Raw genomic sequence first — 16,441 nt, 5'->3', positions numbered from 1 at the left:
GCGCAGTGCCTGGTTACGCCGAGAATGTACGGCGATGTCGACTGACACCGGGAAGTTTTCACCGGCACTCAGAGAGCGTCAAGGTCGTCGACGGCAACGGTTGAGAGGCACCGTGAGAAGTGCGACCGGAGTCGACGTGCCCCTCAGCCCCTCCCCGGCTCCACCACCGCGCACTCCGCCGGAGCGGGCCCGGCCCCCGATCCGCGGCGGATCTCGTGTCCGGGCAGACCCGCGCGGCCGAGCACCCAACTCGCCCCGGACAACGATTTCGCGGCCTTCTTGAGCGGCGCCAGGCATGCGGACGCCTGCCGGTGGTCCGCGACGCTGCCCGGCATGCACAGGACCGTGGCCAGGGATAACGTGACGGCTCGCCCGCCCGCGGACCAGGGCGCGTCCAGCACGGAGACGGCCAGCGGATCCAGCCCCTCCGGATCGGCGAGCACCAGGAAGTCGTCCCCGCCGATATGGCCCACCCGGGTGCTCTCGGACGCGGCGTGCTGCAGAGCCCGGCCCACCGACCGGATCAGTTCGTCGCCCGCCGCGAATCCCGCCCCGTCGTTCACCTGTTTGAAGTGGTCGACATCCAGCCAACTCAGCGCGAAGATCCGCCCGTCCGCGATCCGCCGGTCCACCTCACCGGTGATCGCATCCGAACCGGGCAGCCGCGTCAGCGGATTGAGCGACGCCGCTTCCTCGACCCGGGTCTCGGCCAGCGCCCGCACCAGGTCCGCCAGGCGTACGACGCCCACGCACCGGCCGTAGCGGTCGACGACGGCGACATCGTCCGACGTCCGGTCGCTGCCGCCGACCGCGACCACGTCAAGGACCTCCCAGGCGGTCGCGTCGACGCCCACCGTCCGTGGCGGGTCGCCCAGTTTGGCCGCGGGCCGGTCGGCGTACAGGGCATGGCCGTAGCGCCCCGACATGGACAGCAGGAAGCGGGACCGGTGCAGCGAGCGGACCGGCACTCCGTCGCGGTCCACGAGCAGCACCCCGGACACGTCCGGCGATCCCGTCAGCAGCGCCCGCACCTGGCCGGCGGACGCGGTGGCGGGCAACAGCGCGGCGGGCCGTACGAACTCCCGGACCGACGGGCCCGACGGCGGTGTCACCATGGCGCCGGGGGAGCGGGGCGGAACGTATACATCCGCGGCCGGCAGCCGGGCCGGCGGCGCGAACAGCTCGCCCTGTGCCAGCTGCGCACCCGCCGACAGCGCCGCCGCACACTGCAGTTCGGTCTCGACGCCTTCCACCGACAGCAGCGCGCCCAGCTGCTCGCACAAGGTCCGCATCGCCCGCACCGCCGCCGGCCGGGCCAGCAGTGACGCATCGAGCTTCACCAGGTCAGGCGCGAGATCGGTGAGCAGCCGCAGCGGTACGTCCCCGTCCCCGACGCCGTCCGCACTGATGCGGAAACCCTGGCTCCGCAGCGAGCCCACCGCCTCCAGCAGCGCCCGCTGCGGCACATGTGTGTACGGCGGGACCACATCGATGGTCACCTCCCACGGCAGCCTCCCGGCCTCACGCACGGCGGCATGCAGCGGGGTGAGGCCGCCGAGATCGGCGAGGGTGCCCGCGAACACGTTGACGTGCAGCGGCAGCATCGTCTCCCTGCGCGCCGCCGCGCGAACCGCCAACACGGCCACCCTGCCGTCGAGTTCGGGATCGCGGCGGGCCTCGGCCAGGATGTCGCCGGCCTCCGGGCGGGCGAGTATCTCCAGGCCCGCGACTCCGCCGGTGGTCAGATTGACCACCGGTTGGAAGGCGAAGCGGAGAGTATCCGTCCAGGTGTGCACGGGAGCATGATGGCGCCCCCAGCGCACCTCCGAGCCCAGTTCATGAGACATTCACGCAGCATTCCGGACCGATGACGCAGCGTGTGCAACGTCTGCCGCTTTCGGACATATGACGGGTGTGCCGTCGTTGTCCGGCGGAGGTCCGTGGGAGTACGACGGCGGGGTCGCGTTCGTACGGCCGTACCGTCGCGTGTGCCGCACGGTCGGGTCCCTCACCGCACCGCGATCACTGCCGAACCATGGCCGAAAAGGCCCTGGTTCGCAGTGATCCCCACCTGTGCCCCGGCGACCTGCCGGACACCGGCGTCCCCTCGCAACTGCCAGGTCAACTCGCAGACTTGGGCGATCGCCTGAGCCGGGACCGCCTCCCCGAAGGAGGCCAGACCACCACTGGCGTTCACGGGTATGCGCCCGCCGAGCGCCGTCACGCCCTCCCGTAGCAGCTTCACGGCCTCGCCCTCGCCGCACAGCCCAAGATCCTCGTACCACTGCAACTCCAGGGCGGTGGAGAGGTCGTAGACCTCGGCGAGGGAGAGATCCTCAGGTCCGATGCCGGCCTCCTCGTAGGCGGCGCGCGCGATCGACGCGCGGAACGTCTCCGCGGCGGGCTCCACTGTGGCCGCCGAGTCGGTCGCGATGTCCGGCAGATCCAGCACCGTGTTCGGGTAGCGCGGCGTGACCGTGGACACCGCCCGGATCCGCACCGGATCCTTCACCCCGTGGCAGCGCGCGAACTCCATGCTGCACAGCACCAGAGCTGCCCCGCCGTCCGAGGTGGCGCAGATGTCCAGCAGTCGCAGCGGATCGGCGACGACAGCCGAAGCCGCGACCTCCTCCGCGGTCACCGGCTTGCGGTAGCGCGCGTTCGGATTGAGCGCCCCCTGTGCCGCGTTCTTCACCTTGACCTGTGCGAAGTCTTCCAGTGTGTCCCCGTGCACTGCCATCCGGCGGCGTGCGTACAGCCCGAAGTACGTCGGATTCGTCGCGCCGAGGGCCCGGAAGCGCAGCCAGTCGGGGTCGTCCGGCCGGTCGCCGCCGGCGGGTCGGAAGAACCCCTTGGGGGCGGCATCGGCGCCCACGACGAGCACCACGTCCGCGAGCCCGGAAAGGATCTGCGCCCGCGCGGTGTTGACGGCCTGGGCCCCGGAAGCGCACGCCGCGTACACGCTCGCGACCCGGGCTCCCTGCCAGCCCAGCGCCTTCGCGAACGTAGCCCCCGCCACATACCCCGGATAGCCGCCACGCACCGTGTCCGCGCCGACGATCGAATCGACCCGCCGCCACTCCAGCCCCGCGTCGGCGAGCGCCGCGCGGGCGGCCGCCGTCCCGTACTCGACGAAGCTGCGCCCCCACTTGCCCCAGGGGTGCATGCCCGCACCGAGCACCGCCACCTCTCCCGTCATACCGCCTCCCCCGTCGGCCGCCACTGCCAGGTCGTCCAGACCGTCTCCGCGTCCTCATGGAGCACGCCCCGGACCACCTCCACCTCCATGCCCACCGCCAGATCGGCGACGGTGACCCCGGGAACCGCCTGTCCCAGCACCACTATCCGCTCGCGCTCCAGCTCCACAGCGATCAACGCGTACGGCTCCCATGGAAGTTCCGGATCGGTCACATAGGGTGACGGAGGCCGGTATCGGCTGTCCGTGTACGACCAGACACGCCCGCGCCGCGACAGCGGGACCTCGTCCAGATCGCCGCCCGGACAGCCGGGGTTGCGGCAATACGAGTCCTCGCGGGGGAAGAAGACCGAGGCGCAGGCCGCGCAGCGCGTGCCGAGAAGTGTGAAGTCGTCCCCGTCGCCGGTGAACCATCGCTCGACCACAGGTGTGTGTGTACGTGACAAGAACCCTCCCCGGCAGGTGATCTGACGGAACGTCAGAAGTGTGCCATGGGCAACCTGAAATGAGCAGGGCGCATTCAGAGAACCAAACGGGTCCTTGCGGCGTCGTCGTATCGGGAGAGGCGGCCGGGGCCCACGGGGGTGGCTCCGGCCGCCTCTTCGTGTGGCGCCACACGAACGCGTGCCGACTGCATCCGATCGCTTCCCCGGCGGAACACACTCCTGATAGATGCAGGAGACATGACACGATTCCCCGCCGCGCTACGCGGTCTGGTCACCGCGATCGCCGCCCTGCTCGCCCTGACCGCCGGCTCCGCCACCGCCCGGGCGGCAACAGCGCCGAAGGCACCCAGGGACTTCGTCGCCCTGAGAGTGGTCGACCCCACGATCATTCAGGAGATGCGCTATCTCACCCCGCACAACTTCGTCGGCGAACCCATCGACGGCTACGAGCAGCCCGTGTGCATCCTCACCCGGCCCGCCGCCGACGCCCTCCACCGGGCGCAAATCGCGCTGCTGCCCCAGGGGTACAGCCTCAAGGTGTACGACTGCTACCGGCCACAGCGCGCCGTGGACCACTTCGTCCGCTGGGCCGAAGACCTCGACGACCAGGCCATGAAGGGCGAGTTCTACCCGAACGTCGACAAGACACGACTGTTCGCGGACGGTTACATCGCGGAGAAATCCGGCCACAGCCGTGGCTCGACCGTCGACCTCACCCTCGTGCGCCTCCCGGCGAAGCCGACCCGGCCCTACCGGCCCGGAGAGCCCCTGGTGCCCTGCTACGCACCCCAGGACGAGCGCTTCCCCGACAACTCCGTCGACATGGGCACCGGGTTCGACTGCTTCGACACCCTCGCCCACACCCTCGACCCGCGCATCCAGGGCGAACAGCGCGCCAACCGGTTGCTCCTCAAGGGCACTCTGGAGAGCCTCGGTTTCGTGAATCTCGCCGAAGAGTGGTGGCACTTCACCTACAAGCCCGAGCCGTACCCGGACACCTACTTCGACTTCCCCGTGTCCCGGAAATCCCTCGCCGGCAAGCCCTGAGCAGCCCCCGGAAGACGTCCTCACCGTGATCGGATACAGTCCGCCGCGTGTCCGAAAATCAAACCTCCGTCCCCAACTCCGCGCCCGGCTCCCACTGTTCGAGCTGTGGCACGCCCTACGGAGGGGGCGTCTCCGGCTGGCCCCGCACATGTCCGGCCTGCGGGACCGTGGCCTACCGCAATCCGCTGCCGGTCGCCGTTGCCCTGCAACCCGTGTACGACACGAGGGGCACCGCCCTGGTCGTCATCACCCGGACCGTGGCCCCCGCGCGCGGGGGCATCGCGTTGCCCGGCGGGTACGTCGACGACCGGGAGGACTGGCGGCAGGCCGTCGTGCGCGAGCTCAAAGAGGAGACGGGCATCGACGCGGCCGGCCGCGACGTGCGGCTCGTCGACGCGATGAGCTCCCCCGACGGGCACCTGCTGCTCTTCGGTCTGCTGCCGGAACGTCCGGCCGGAGTCCTTCCGGCGTCCACCGCCACGGACGAGACGGAGGGCTGGCACCTCCTGCGCAGGCCGGAGGAGCTGGCCTTCCCGCTGCACACGGTGGCTGTACGGGCGTGGTTCGAGGGCCGCTACATCTGAGATCGGCCCTCGCCGAGCCCTCGTACGCGCACCGGATGAGGCGGCGCGTCCCCGCCGCCCTCACGGTCCCGCTCGACGATCAGCTCCTCGCCCTCCCACCGGGTGACGTACCGCTCGATCCCCGGCTCGTCCCACCCGTCACCCGGGTCCGGCACGACGAGCCCGCCTCCGGTCCGGCCGCGGGCAGGCGCCCATACCTCCAGTTCCAGCTCGCCGTCGTCCCCGCGCACGGGGACGACCGCACCCGCGCGCGCGAGAACGGGAATCCGCGACAGGGGCGCGTCGACCAGCACCTGCGCCGGCCCGTCGTACGCCTGCTCCGTCGCCGTGTCGTACCAGCGGCCCCGCGGCAGCTGCACGGTGCGCCGGTCCGCGCCCGGACCGAGCACCGGGGCCACCAGCAGACTGTCGCCCAGCAGAAACGCGTCCTCACAGTTCCGCAGCGCGCGGTCCTCCGGCGCGCCCCACCACAGCGGCCGTACATAGGGCGCTCCCGTACGGCGGGCCAGATGCGCCAGCGTGACGAAGTACGGGAGCAGCCGACGGCGTTCGACGAGCGCCACGCGCGCGTGCTCCAGCACCTCCGGCCCGAATTCCCATGGCTCCCTGCGGCCGGCCCGCAGGCTCGCGTGCGTCCGGAACAGTGGCAGGTGCGCGCCCAGCTGGAACCACCGCAGATACAGCTCGGGCGACGGACTCCCGTCGAAGCCGCCCACGTCCGGCCCCGAGTACGGCACCCCGCACAGTCCCAGCCCCATGACCAGCGCCAGTGACGCCCGCAACCCCGGCCAGCCCGTCGCCACATCGCCGGACCACGTCCCCCCGTAGCGCTGCATGCCCGCCCATCCCGAACGGGAGAACAGGAAGGGCCGCTCCTTGGGTGCCAGCGCCCGCAGGCCCTCGTACGCGGCTTGGGCCATGCACAGCGCGTAGACGTTGTGCGCCTCGCGATGGTCGCCGCCGCGTCCGTCGAGGTCGTGCCTGGCCGAGCGCGGCAGCGTCGACTCCCCGAAGGCGGTGAACGAGACGGGTTCGTTCATGTCGTGCCAGAACCCGGTGAACCCCTGTGCCAGCCGCTCCTCGTAGAGCCGACCCCACCAGGCACGCACGCGCGCGTGCGTGAAGTCCGGGTAGACAGCCTCACCGGGCCAGGCGACTCCCCGCACGAGTCCGCCCGAGGCGTCCCGCACGAAGGCCCCCTCGTCCGTACCGCTGTCGTACACCGTGTTGCCCGGTGCGGCCTTCACCGCCGGGTCGACGATCGACACCAGCCGGACTCCGTCCCGCCGCAGGTCCTCGGCGAGCTGAGGCAGCTTGGGGAAGTGCTCGTGGTCGACGGTGAACACCTGGTGGGCGTCGTAGTGGTCGATGTCCAGATGGACCGCGTCCAGCGGCAGGCCGCGCTCCTGGTACCCCGCGACGATCCGTCGGACCTCCTGCTCGCTGCCGAAGCCCCACCGCGCGTGCTGATGGCCCAGCGCCCACGCGGGCGGCAGCGCGGGTGCCCCGGTGAGCGACGCCCAGGCGAGCAGCACGCGCGCGGGAGTGCCCACTATGACCCAGCAGCGCAACGGACCTCCGTCCATGCGCAGTTCGCACCCCCCCGACCGGTCGTGGCCGGAGCCGGCACCCTCCTCACCCTCCCGCAGCGTGAGCGTGCCGTCCCAGGAGGTGTCGTGGAACACCAGATGGGTGGCAGCGTCGGCCACGACCAGTTGGACCGGCATCGTGATGTACAGCGGGTCGTCACCGGGACCGAAGGGGCGTCCGGGGTCGGTGTTCCACAGCCGGTATGTGCCGTCCCGCAGCCGAGGCCCGGACGCTCTCCCGCCGAGCCCGAAGAAGCGCGCGTCGGCGGCCACCTCCGACCGCTGCATCCAGCGTGCCGCGCCTCCGCCCACCGGCTCCCACCAGCGGGGCGGCAGAGCGCGACGGAGGGTCACCCCACCGGGCGTACGCACTTCCACGGCGCCGTGCCGGGAGACGACGACCGTCACCCGCTCCGCCACGACCCGCCAGCCGCCGTCCTTGTCCGGTTCCAGCACTGCCCGGGGGTCCGGCTCCGGACAGTGGCCCGCGAGGGCGTACGAGGGCTCGGGAGCGGCCCCGTCCCAGCCCCAGAAGACGGCGCCGTTCACGGCGACGGTGATCCGCAGCTCCGATCTGCTGAAGCGGACCAGGCCGCCCCCGGGGCCGGGCTCCACGTGCTGCACGACACCCGGTACCCGGGCACGCTCGGCACCCCGCGCCGGGAGCCCGGCCGCATCGGCTCGCCTGCGGCGCCATGCCGCCTGCACGGTACGCAACCTCTGAGCAGCTCCCGCAGAGCCGACTGCCTTCACCGAACGCACCAGGCCACGACCGTTCATGCTGCTCACCCTGCCATTGACGGCGCCACACACGCGTGTCGTTCAGCTGCCGTTCACCCGTGGCTGGACCACATCTTCACGACGCGGACTATGTGGGGCGCGCCCTGGTGCAGAAGTCGATCACATGGCATCGTCCGTGTCAGCCGCGTCACGCGCACACCCCAGCCCGTGCGCGGGAGACGCACACGACGCGCACAGTCCGGGAGCCGCCCATGTCGACCGTGAACCCCCAGCCGCTGTGGCAACCAGATCCGGAACGTATCGCCCAGGCACAGGTGACCAAGTTCCAGTCCTGGGCGGCCGAACACCACGGCGCCCCGTCCGAGGGCGGCTACGCGGCGCTTCACCGGTGGTCCGTCGACGAACTGGACACCTTCTGGAAGGCCGTCACGGAGTGGTTCGACGTACGGTTCTCCACCCCGTACGCGCGCGTGCTGGGCGACCGCTCGATGCCCGGTGCCCAGTGGTTCCCCGGGGCCACCCTGAACTACGCCGAGCACGCCCTCCGCGCGGCCGCGTCCCGAGCGGACGAGCCAGCCCTGCTGCACGTCGACGAGACCCACCAGCCGCGCCCTGTCACCTGGTCCGAGCTGCGCCGTCAGGTCGGCTCCCTCGCCGCTGAGCTGCGGGCCCTCGGCGTGCGCCCCGGAGACCGTGTCAGCGGCTACCTCCCGAACATCCCGCAGGCGGTCGTCGCCCTCCTCGCCACGGCCGCGGTGGGCGGCGTGTGGACGTCCTGCGCCCCCGACTTCGGCGCCCGCAGCGTCCTCGACCGCTTCCAGCAGGTCGAACCGGTCGTCCTGTTCACCGTCGACGGCTACCGCTACGGCGGCAAGGAACACGACCGCCGCGACATCGTCGCCGAACTCCGCCGCGAACTGCCCACCCTGCGCGCGGTCGTCCACATCCCCGTCCTCGGCACACCGGTCCCCGAAGGCGCCCTGGAGTGGTCGGCCCTGACGGCCGCGGACACCGACCCCGTCTTCGAGCAGGTGCCCTTCGACCACCCCCTGTGGGTGCTCTACTCCTCGGGCACCACGGGCCTGCCGAAGGCCATCGTCCAGTCCCAGGGCGGCATCCTCGTCGAGCACCTCAAGCAGCTCGGCCTGCACTGCGACCTCGGCCCCGAGGACCGTTTCTTCTGGTACACGTCGACCGGCTGGATGATGTGGAACTTCCTCGTGTCCGGCCTCCTCACCGGCACGACGATCGTGCTCTACGACGGCAGCCCCGGCTACCCGGACACGGGCGCCCAGTGGCGGGTCGCCGAACGCACACAGGCCACTTTGTACGGCACCTCGGCCGCCTACGTCATGGCTTGCCGCAAGGCCGACGTGCACCCGGCACGCGATTTCGACCTCTCCACGGTGCGGTGCGTCGCGACCACCGGATCCCCCCTTCCGCCCGACGGGTTCCGCTGGCTGCACGACGAGGTCCGCGACGGCCTGTGGATCGCGTCCGTCAGCGGGGGCACGGACGTGTGCTCCTGCTTCGCAGGAGCGGTACCGACCCTCCCCGTGTACATCGGCGAACTCCAGGCAGCCGGCCTGGGCACCGATCTGCAGTCCTGGGACCCCAGCGGCAAACCCCTGATCGACGAGGTCGGCGAACTCGTGGTCACCAACCCCATGCCGTCCATGCCGATCCACTTCTGGAACGACCCCGACGGCAGCCGCTACCACGACAGCTACTTCGACACGTACCCCGGCGTGTGGCGCCACGGCGACTGGATCACCGTCACCCCACGCGGCTCCGTCGTCATCCACGGCCGCTCCGACTCCACGCTCAACCGCCAGGGCGTGCGCATGGGGTCGGCCGACATCTACGAAGCCGTCGAGCGCCTCCCCGAGATCAAGGAGTCCCTTGTCATCGGCATCGAACAGCCCGACGGCGGCTACTGGATGCCCCTCTTCGTGCACCTCGTCCCAGGAGCCGCTCTCGACGAGCCCCTCCTGAACCGCATCAAGCAGACCATCCGCGAACAGCTCTCACCGCGGCACGTCCCCGACGAGATCATCGAAGTACCGGGAATCCCGCACACCCTGACCGGCAAGCGCATCGAGGTCCCGGTCAAACGCCTCCTCCAGGGCACACCTTTGGAGAAGGCGGTCAACCCCGGCTCCATCGACAACCTCGACCTGCTGCACTTCTACGAGGAGCTCGCCCACAAGCGCGCCTGAGCATCAACCCCCGTACGTGGCCTCGGACTCACCGAGCACAACGGCGAAGTCCGAGGCCAGCCGCATCGCGTCGGCCGGCTCGAGATCGGCCACCGAGATCCGTACACCCGGACCGGCCGCCAGCCGGAAGCGAGCACCGGACGCGACCCACCACCCGTACGACCGCAGCCCGTTCACCACGGCCGACTCGTCGCGCACAGGAACCCACACATTCATCCCGCTCGCCCCATGTGCCTCGATGCCCCGGTCTCCGAACTCTTGAAGTAGGGCGCTCCTGCGCAGGGCATAAGCCTCCCCGGCACGCGTCACCAACGCGCGCGTGCCGTCGTCGGTCAGCAGCCCGTACACCGTTTCCTGGAGCAGATGGCTGACCCAGCCCGACGTCAGCAGCAGCCGCCCGTCGTGCCGCGCCAGCGTGGTCGCGTCACACGCCGCCGTCGCCCACCGCAGGTCGGTCCCGAGGAACTTGCTCACCGTCCGTACGTGCACCCAGCGCGCCGGCGCACGGGCCGTCAGCGTGTGCAGGGGCGCTCCGGCGACTTCGGATGCATGGTCGTTCTCGACGACGAGCACTTCGGGCTCGTCCCGGAGAACGTCGACCAGCGCGTCCCTGCGTACCGCGGAAAAGCGGCCACCGTACGGGTTCTGGGCCCGAGGACTGCACACCAGGGCGCGCACACCCGCCCGTAGAGCCGCGCGCAATGCGTCGGGGCGCACACCCTCGTCGTCCACGGCCACGGGAACGATCCGCAACCCCAAAGCCGTTACAAGATCCAGCAGATGGTGATACCCGGGATCCTCCATCGCGACGGCATCGCCCGGCCGCAGCTCCACCGACAGCAGCCGCCCGATCAGATCCAGCGCCCCGTGAGCGAACGTCACATGTTCCACGGGCACACCATCGGGCAGCAGCCAGTCACGCACGGCATCCTCCAGCCGCTCCAGCCTGGGCGTCGACCGGTGTGACCGTGCGCCGGACGACAGACGCGACGGAGGTACGAGCGCAGGCAGCAGCGCGGGGTCGGGATGCCCACCCGACAAGTCCCGCAGCGCCTCGGGCACTTTCGGCGGCCGCCGTGACGCCACAGCCGGCTCCGGCGCCACCACGGTGCCGCCCCGCCCTCGCGTGACCACGATGCCGCGTCCCCGAAGTTCCTTGTACGCGGTGGCGACCGTCCCCGGACTCACCTCCAGCTGGTCCGCGAGCCGTCGTACCGGAGGCAGCACGGCCCCCGGGGCCAATGAGCCTTCCGCCACGCCCCGTTCGACGGACGCGGCAATCCCCTTGGCCGTCGTACCAGTGATCCCATATTGTGTTGCCACGTTGATGATTATGTACCAATACATAATGCGAAGCAAGGGGGAGCAGTGCGGTCGAGAGGTCTCACGGCAGCATGGTCATCACGCATTCCCGGAGGCCGCGACGGACGCAGAATGCTCACGGTCGCCCTCATCGACCGAGTCGGCAGCGGACTGTGGGCCTCCGTGTCCGTCCTGTACTTCACCTACGTCTCCGACCTCTCCGTCGCCGAGGTCGGTAGCCTCGTCGCCATCGCCGGGGCCATCGGAATCGCCGGGGCACCCCTGGGCGGACGCATCGCCGACCGGTTCCCCCTCACCCGAGTCCTCATCGCCGTCCAACTCCTGCGCGCCCTGGCCTCCTTCGCCCTCCTCACCACCCATGACTACGCCCTCCTCCTCGCCTTCTCGGCCGTCGGCAGCCTCGGCGACCGCGCCTCGAGCGTCCTCACCAGGCTGTACGCCGCCCGCGTCGCCGGAGCCGACCGAGTCCGCTACCAGGCCGTCCACCGAACCGTCGCCAACGCCGGCTGGGCCCTGGGCGGCCTCGCCGCGGCAGTGGCACTCGCCGTCGGCACCACCGCCGCGTACCAGTGGCTCCTCATCGGCGACGCACTGTCCTTCGTCGCCTCCGCGCTGCTGACCCTGCGCTGCGGCGAGCCACCCTCCCCATGCCGAACCGTGATCACGTCGAAGGACCCGGCACCCACAACAGAAAGGGCGAACCCCTGGCGTGACCGCACCTACCTCGCCTACGTCGCCACCGAGACCCTCCTCTCCCTCCACGACTCGGTCTTCAAGGTCGGCCTGCCCCTATGGATCGCTCACGCGAGCAACGCCCCGCATGGCCTCGTCCCCCTGCTGCTGGTCCTCAACAACGTGATGGTGGTGGCCCTCCAGGTACCGCTGGCCCGCTTCGGCACAACGACCGCGGCGGCACGCGCCCTGCTGAAACCGCTCGCGGCCACATTCGCGCTGGGTGGTGTCACTCTGGCGGTCGCAGCCACCGGCGGAACCGTCACCGCCGTGCTGCTCCTCACCGCCTCGGCCGTGGCGTTCACCGTGGCGGAGATGCTCCACGCCACCGTTTCGTGGGAGCTGTCGCTCGCCCTGGCCCCCGACACCGCGCAAGGCGCTTACCTCGGCGTCCATGGCCTCGCCCTGTCCGCCCAGCGCAGCGTCGGACCGCTCGCCGTCACCGCCGCCATCGCCACCGGTCCGGCAGGGTGGGTCGTCTTCGGCGCGGGCACCGCCCTGACCTGCCTGATCCAGCACCGCCTGGTCCGCGAACGCTTCGCTCGGAAGCCGTTGTCAGTGCCGCCAGTTACTCTGAGTGAGCATTGATCGACTGCACGCAGGGGGAAGAATGGCGCACACCGACCACCAGACCATGCGGCGCGTCCTGCGCCGTGAAATCGCGGGCACCATCGGCCTGCTGACGGACGAGCACGACTTCCGCGCCATGCGGCGCTATCGCACCTTCACCTTCGACGACCACAGGACATACCTCCAACAAGTGGAGGCGCTGCTCAAGACGCGCGCCTCTCAGGGCAACCACACGACAGTCGCCCTCTTCGACCCGCAGGAGTACGCCGACTTCTGCGCGGACACAGGCCTGGATCCCGACATCCCGACGAGCCGCACCCGCTTCACAGCCGAACTCGCGACCACTGGCCCAACGGTTCCCTACGAGGGCCAGCCCCTCGCCGACCTCGTCCCGACCCTGATCGACGAGGCCGTACGCCAGGCCACGTGGGAGTACGCGTCCACGCTGCTCGCCCGACTCGGCGCCTGCGCGTCCTGTGGGGAGGACATCGGCCGTGCGGCCTTCGTCCGCGCATCACAATTCCTCGTCCGCATCCTCGACACCGCCCAGCCAGGCGCCCGCCACCTCGTCTGCAGCGTCTCGGGAACACCGGAAACACTCGTCTCCGTCCTCCACGCCGACGGAGGCGCGGACGGCACCACCCAGCTCGACGAGGCCGAGGCCCTCGAATTCACCACAGTCCTGGCCCTCGGCCTCGCCACCGAAAGCCCGGGCGGACTAGTGATGCGGACCAGCGCGCCAGACACGCCCGACCAGATCTACGGCTGGCGCCTACGTGGAGACGGCCTCGAACCCCTCACCGCCGGCGAGGTCTTCGACGCCTACTGCACCGACGTCGAATCCGGAGACCTCATCTCCCCGGAATCAGGCGTGGACTACTGCACGCCACCCGACCTCGGACTGGACGGGGAGCGACCAACGACGGGGCACGACCACTGAACGCGTGAGGGGCGCCCCACCCGAAGGCGGGGCGCCCCTCATCAACAGCCCAAGACGGCCTGCTGCTTCGGACTACTCGCCGGACAGCACAGCCTGTGCCGCGGTGCGCGCCTCCTCGGCGCTGTCCGCAGCCCGCGCCGCCGCGGCAGCACGCTCACACTGAGCCAGCGTGTACTTCGCGAGAGTCGCCCGGACATAAGGAATCGACGCCGCACCCATGGAAAGGGAGGTGACCCCCAGACCGGTCAGCACACACGCGAGCAGCGGGTCCGACGCCGCCTCACCGCAGACACCACAGCTCTTGCCCTCGGCCTTCGCCGCTTCGGCGGACAGCGCCACCAGGTCGAGCAGCGCAGGCTGCCACGGGTCCTGCAGCCGGGAGACGGCCCCCACCTGCCGGTCGGCGGCGAAGGTGTACTGCGCGAGATCATTGGTTCCCAGGGACAGGAACTCGACCTCCTGCAGAACCGAGCGGGCCCGCAGCGCGGCCGACGGGATCTCGACCATCGCACCGAACTTCGCCTGCAGCCCAGCCGCACGGCACGCGTCGGCGAACGCCTTGGCGTCGGCACGGTCCGCCACCATCGGGGCCATGACCTCGAGGTAGACCGGCAACCCCTCCGACGCCTTAGCCAGCGCTGTGAGCTGGGTGCGCAGCACCTCAGGATGGTCGAGCAGCGTCCGCAGACCGCGTACACCCAACGCCGGGTTCGGCTCGTCGGCGGGCGTCAGGAAGTCCAGAGGCTTGTCCGCACCCGCGTCCAGCACCCGCACGACGACGCGCCCCTCGGGAAAGGCCTCGAGCACCTGCCGGTAAGCCTCGACCTGCTTCTCCTCCGACGGCGCACTCTTGCTGTCGTCGAGGAAGAGGAACTCGGTACGGAAGAGCCCGACGCCCTCGGCGCCGGCCTCGACGGCGGCCGGCACATCCGCCGGACCGCCGACATTGGCCAGCAAGGGCACCTTGTGACCATCGGCCGTGGCCCCCGGTCCGGTCGAGGCGGCCAGCGCGGCCTTGCGCTCGGCAGCCGCAGTCTCGAGCTGGGACTTCTTCTCTTCGCTCGGGTTCACGAAAATATCGCCGGTGCTGCCGTCCACGGCGATCACCGTGCCCTCGGCGAGCTCACCGGCGCCCGGCAGCGCCACGACGGCCGGAACGCCGAGCGCCCGAGCCAGGATCGCGCTGTGGCTGGTCGGCCCGCCCTCCTCAGTCACGAAACCGAGCACGAGGGTGGGGTCCAGCAGCGCCGTGTCGGCAGGCGCCAGGTCACGAGCGACCAGAACGTACGGGTGGTCGCTGTCCGGAACGCCGGGCATCGGCACTCCGAGCAACCGGGCGACGATACGATTCCGCACGTCGTCGAGGTCGGCTACGCGACCGGCGAGGTACTCGCCGGCACCCGCCAGCAGCTCGCGATACGCGGCGAACGCGTCGTACACCGCACGCTCGGCCGTGCTGCCGACCGCGACTCGGCGGTCCACGTCCGCCATCAGCTCGGGATCCTGAGCCATCATTGCCTGCGCCTCGAGCACCGCTTGGGCTTCGCCCCCCGCCAGATTGCCGCGCGCAATCAGATCGGCCGCCACAGCTTCCACAGCCTTGCGGGCGCGCCCCTGTTCACGCTCCGCGTCGTCCGCCGGGATCTGCTTGGCAGGCGGTTCGAGGACCGCCGTTCCCATGTGCCGAACCTCGCCGATCGCCACACCGTGGCTCACGCCGACGCCTCGCAGCGTTGTCTCCATCTCACCCGTCTCCGATAGTGCGGCGGGTCCCGCCGCCGCGATGGTTGTCCCTACTTGCCGTCATACGACGGCACCGACGTCACTTCCAGACGAAAAGACTGTCGCCGGCCTTCACATCACCGTCGTCACGGAGGTCGGAGAGCGCCTCTGCCGTGGCCTCGAGCGCCACGATCGGACACACCGCGGACTTACCGGCGGCCTCGACGGCAGCCGGGTTCCAGCGCACGATGCTCTGACCGCGCTGCACGGTGTCGCCCTTGTTCACGAGCAGCTCGAAGCCCTCGCCGTTCAGCTGAACCGTGTCGATACCGAGGTGGGTGAGCACACCGTGCCCCTGCTCGTCGACGACGACAAAGGCGTGCGGGTGAAGAGAAACGATCACTCCGTCCACGGGCGAGACCGCCTCGGAAGGCTCACGTACGGGGTCGATCGCCGTACCGGGGCCGACCATGGCCCCGGAGAAGACCGGATCCGGCACGGCGGCCAGTCCGATGGCGCGTCCTGCAAGAGGGGACGTCACGGTGGTCATGGGAAGCCTCCCAGGGGTGGAGATGCACACGGGCCGTCACCGTCACTGTCTGTCCCGGACGGCGCACTGTGCAGCAGCGTATGTCAGATGAAGTGCGCGTTCCGCATGAAAGATACCGCCTAGTGGTCTAGACCACCAGCCCAATCGATTTGCACCGTCTTCGAGGCCCCGTGTACAGTCGTATCCCTGTTGGAGGCCGAGCGACGCGATCCAGCGTCCTGGCTCCGACAGCATCCAACTTGTCAGATCCTATCTCGGGATCATCTTCTGCATGTCTGCAGGATGATGGTCAGAGGGCCGGAAAAACACTGATAGAGTTTGGAGCACCGAAGGGAAGCGCCCGGAGGAAAGCCGCGAGAGAGTCTCTCGGGTGAGTACGAAGGAAGCGTCCGTTCCTTGAGAACTCAACAGCGTGCCAAAAATCAACGCCAGATATGTTGATACCCCGTCCGTCGGACTGTGTCCGATGGTCGTGGTTCCTTTGAAGAAATACACAGCGAGGACGCTGTGAACGGTCGGGCTTATTCCGCTCGGCGGTTCCGCTCTCGTGGTGTCGTCCCGATTACGGGAAAACATTCACGGAGAGTTTGATCCTGGCTCAGGACGAACGCTGGCGGCGTGCTTAACACATGCAAGTCGAACGATGAACCACTTCGGTGGGGATTAGTGGCGAACGGGTGAGTAACACGTGGGCAATCTGCCCTTCACTCTGGGACAAGCCCTGGAAACGGGGTCTAATACCGGATAGCACTTCCACGGGCATCTGTGGGGGTTGAAAGCTC

At 69.9% G+C, this 16,441-nt stretch carries 12 protein-coding genes and 1 rRNA gene; 6 read left to right on the top strand and 7 right to left on the bottom strand.

Annotated features, from left to right (window positions below):
- Positions 1 to 143: 143 nt before the first annotated feature.
- The 3 genes from ACTWQO_RS23215 to ACTWQO_RS23205 form a co-directional block, all read right to left on the bottom strand.
- Positions 144 to 1,796 (bottom strand): EAL domain-containing protein, encoded by a 1,653-nt coding sequence (locus ACTWQO_RS23215; protein WP_443239353.1) that lies wholly within the window; start codon positions 1,794 to 1,796, stop codon positions 144 to 146.
- Positions 1,797 to 2,008: 212 nt separating this feature from the next.
- Complete coding sequence (locus ACTWQO_RS23210) at positions 2,009 to 3,199, bottom strand: lipid-transfer protein (protein WP_443239265.1); 1,191 nt, start codon at positions 3,197 to 3,199, stop codon at positions 2,009 to 2,011.
- Positions 3,196 to 3,621: a Zn-ribbon domain-containing OB-fold protein gene (locus ACTWQO_RS23205; RefSeq protein ID WP_443239352.1), complete on the bottom strand. Its 426-nt coding sequence runs from the start codon at positions 3,619 to 3,621 to the stop codon at positions 3,196 to 3,198. The genes ACTWQO_RS23210 and ACTWQO_RS23205 overlap by 4 nt, the downstream gene beginning before the upstream one ends.
- Before the next feature lie 258 nt (positions 3,622 to 3,879).
- Here ACTWQO_RS23205 and ACTWQO_RS23200 point away from each other — a divergent pair, with 258 nt between their 5' ends.
- Both ACTWQO_RS23200 and ACTWQO_RS23195 read left to right on the top strand, forming a co-directional pair.
- Positions 3,880 to 4,689 (top strand): M15 family metallopeptidase, encoded by an 810-nt coding sequence (locus tag ACTWQO_RS23200; protein WP_443239264.1) that lies wholly within the window; start codon positions 3,880 to 3,882, stop codon positions 4,687 to 4,689.
- Between the two features lie 47 nt (positions 4,690 to 4,736).
- Positions 4,737 to 5,273 carry an NUDIX domain-containing protein gene (locus tag ACTWQO_RS23195; RefSeq protein ID WP_443239263.1) on the top strand — a complete coding sequence of 179 codons (537 nt, stop codon included), beginning with the start codon at positions 4,737 to 4,739 and terminating at the stop codon, positions 5,271 to 5,273.
- Here ACTWQO_RS23195 and ACTWQO_RS23190 read toward each other — a convergent pair.
- Positions 5,264 to 7,642 carry a glycoside hydrolase family 31 protein gene (locus tag ACTWQO_RS23190; RefSeq protein WP_443239262.1) on the bottom strand — a complete coding sequence of 793 codons (2,379 nt, stop codon included), beginning with the start codon at positions 7,640 to 7,642 and terminating at the stop codon, positions 5,264 to 5,266. The genes ACTWQO_RS23195 and ACTWQO_RS23190 overlap by 10 nt on opposite strands.
- A gap of 212 nt (positions 7,643 to 7,854) precedes the next feature.
- On the opposite strand from ACTWQO_RS23190, the gene ACTWQO_RS23185 reads away from it, so the two are divergent.
- Positions 7,855 to 9,822, top strand: coding sequence for an acetoacetate--CoA ligase (locus ACTWQO_RS23185; RefSeq protein ID WP_443239261.1), 1,968 nt, complete (start codon positions 7,855 to 7,857; stop codon positions 9,820 to 9,822).
- A 3-nt stretch (positions 9,823 to 9,825) separates the two neighbouring features.
- On the opposite strand, the gene ACTWQO_RS23180 is transcribed toward ACTWQO_RS23185, so the two are convergent.
- Positions 9,826 to 11,145, bottom strand: a complete 1,320-nt coding sequence (locus ACTWQO_RS23180) for an aminotransferase class I/II-fold pyridoxal phosphate-dependent enzyme (protein ID WP_443239260.1) — start codon at positions 11,143 to 11,145, stop codon at positions 9,826 to 9,828.
- A gap of 111 nt (positions 11,146 to 11,256) precedes the next feature.
- Between ACTWQO_RS23180 and ACTWQO_RS23175 the strand changes: the two genes are divergently transcribed.
- Both ACTWQO_RS23175 and ACTWQO_RS23170 read left to right on the top strand, forming a co-directional pair.
- Positions 11,257 to 12,465 carry an MFS transporter gene (locus ACTWQO_RS23175; protein WP_443239259.1) on the top strand — a complete coding sequence of 403 codons (1,209 nt, stop codon included), beginning with the start codon at positions 11,257 to 11,259 and terminating at the stop codon, positions 12,463 to 12,465.
- 22 nt (positions 12,466 to 12,487) lie between these two features.
- Positions 12,488 to 13,387: a hypothetical protein gene (locus ACTWQO_RS23170; RefSeq protein ID WP_443239258.1), complete on the top strand. Its 900-nt coding sequence runs from the start codon at positions 12,488 to 12,490 to the stop codon at positions 13,385 to 13,387.
- Positions 13,388 to 13,459: 72 nt separating this feature from the next.
- On the opposite strand, the gene ptsP is transcribed toward ACTWQO_RS23170, so the two are convergent.
- Both ptsP and ACTWQO_RS23160 read right to left on the bottom strand, forming a co-directional pair.
- Entirely contained in the window at positions 13,460 to 15,130 is a 1,671-nt protein-coding gene (gene ptsP, locus ACTWQO_RS23165) for a phosphoenolpyruvate--protein phosphotransferase (protein WP_443239257.1), read from the bottom strand.
- Between the two features lie 79 nt (positions 15,131 to 15,209).
- Positions 15,210 to 15,659: a PTS sugar transporter subunit IIA gene (locus tag ACTWQO_RS23160; protein WP_210581459.1), complete on the bottom strand. Its 450-nt coding sequence runs from the start codon at positions 15,657 to 15,659 to the stop codon at positions 15,210 to 15,212.
- A gap of 575 nt (positions 15,660 to 16,234) precedes the next feature.
- Between ACTWQO_RS23160 and ACTWQO_RS23155 the strand changes: the two genes are divergently transcribed.
- Positions 16,235 to 16,441, top strand: a 16S ribosomal RNA gene (locus ACTWQO_RS23155); the annotation flags it as partial.

It is taken from the genome of Streptomyces sp. 4N124 (genome assembly GCF_052245395.1).
In the GTDB taxonomy this organism is placed as follows: domain Bacteria; phylum Actinomycetota; class Actinomycetes; order Streptomycetales; family Streptomycetaceae; genus Streptomyces.
This window is presented reverse-complemented; position numbering and strand designations above follow the sequence as displayed.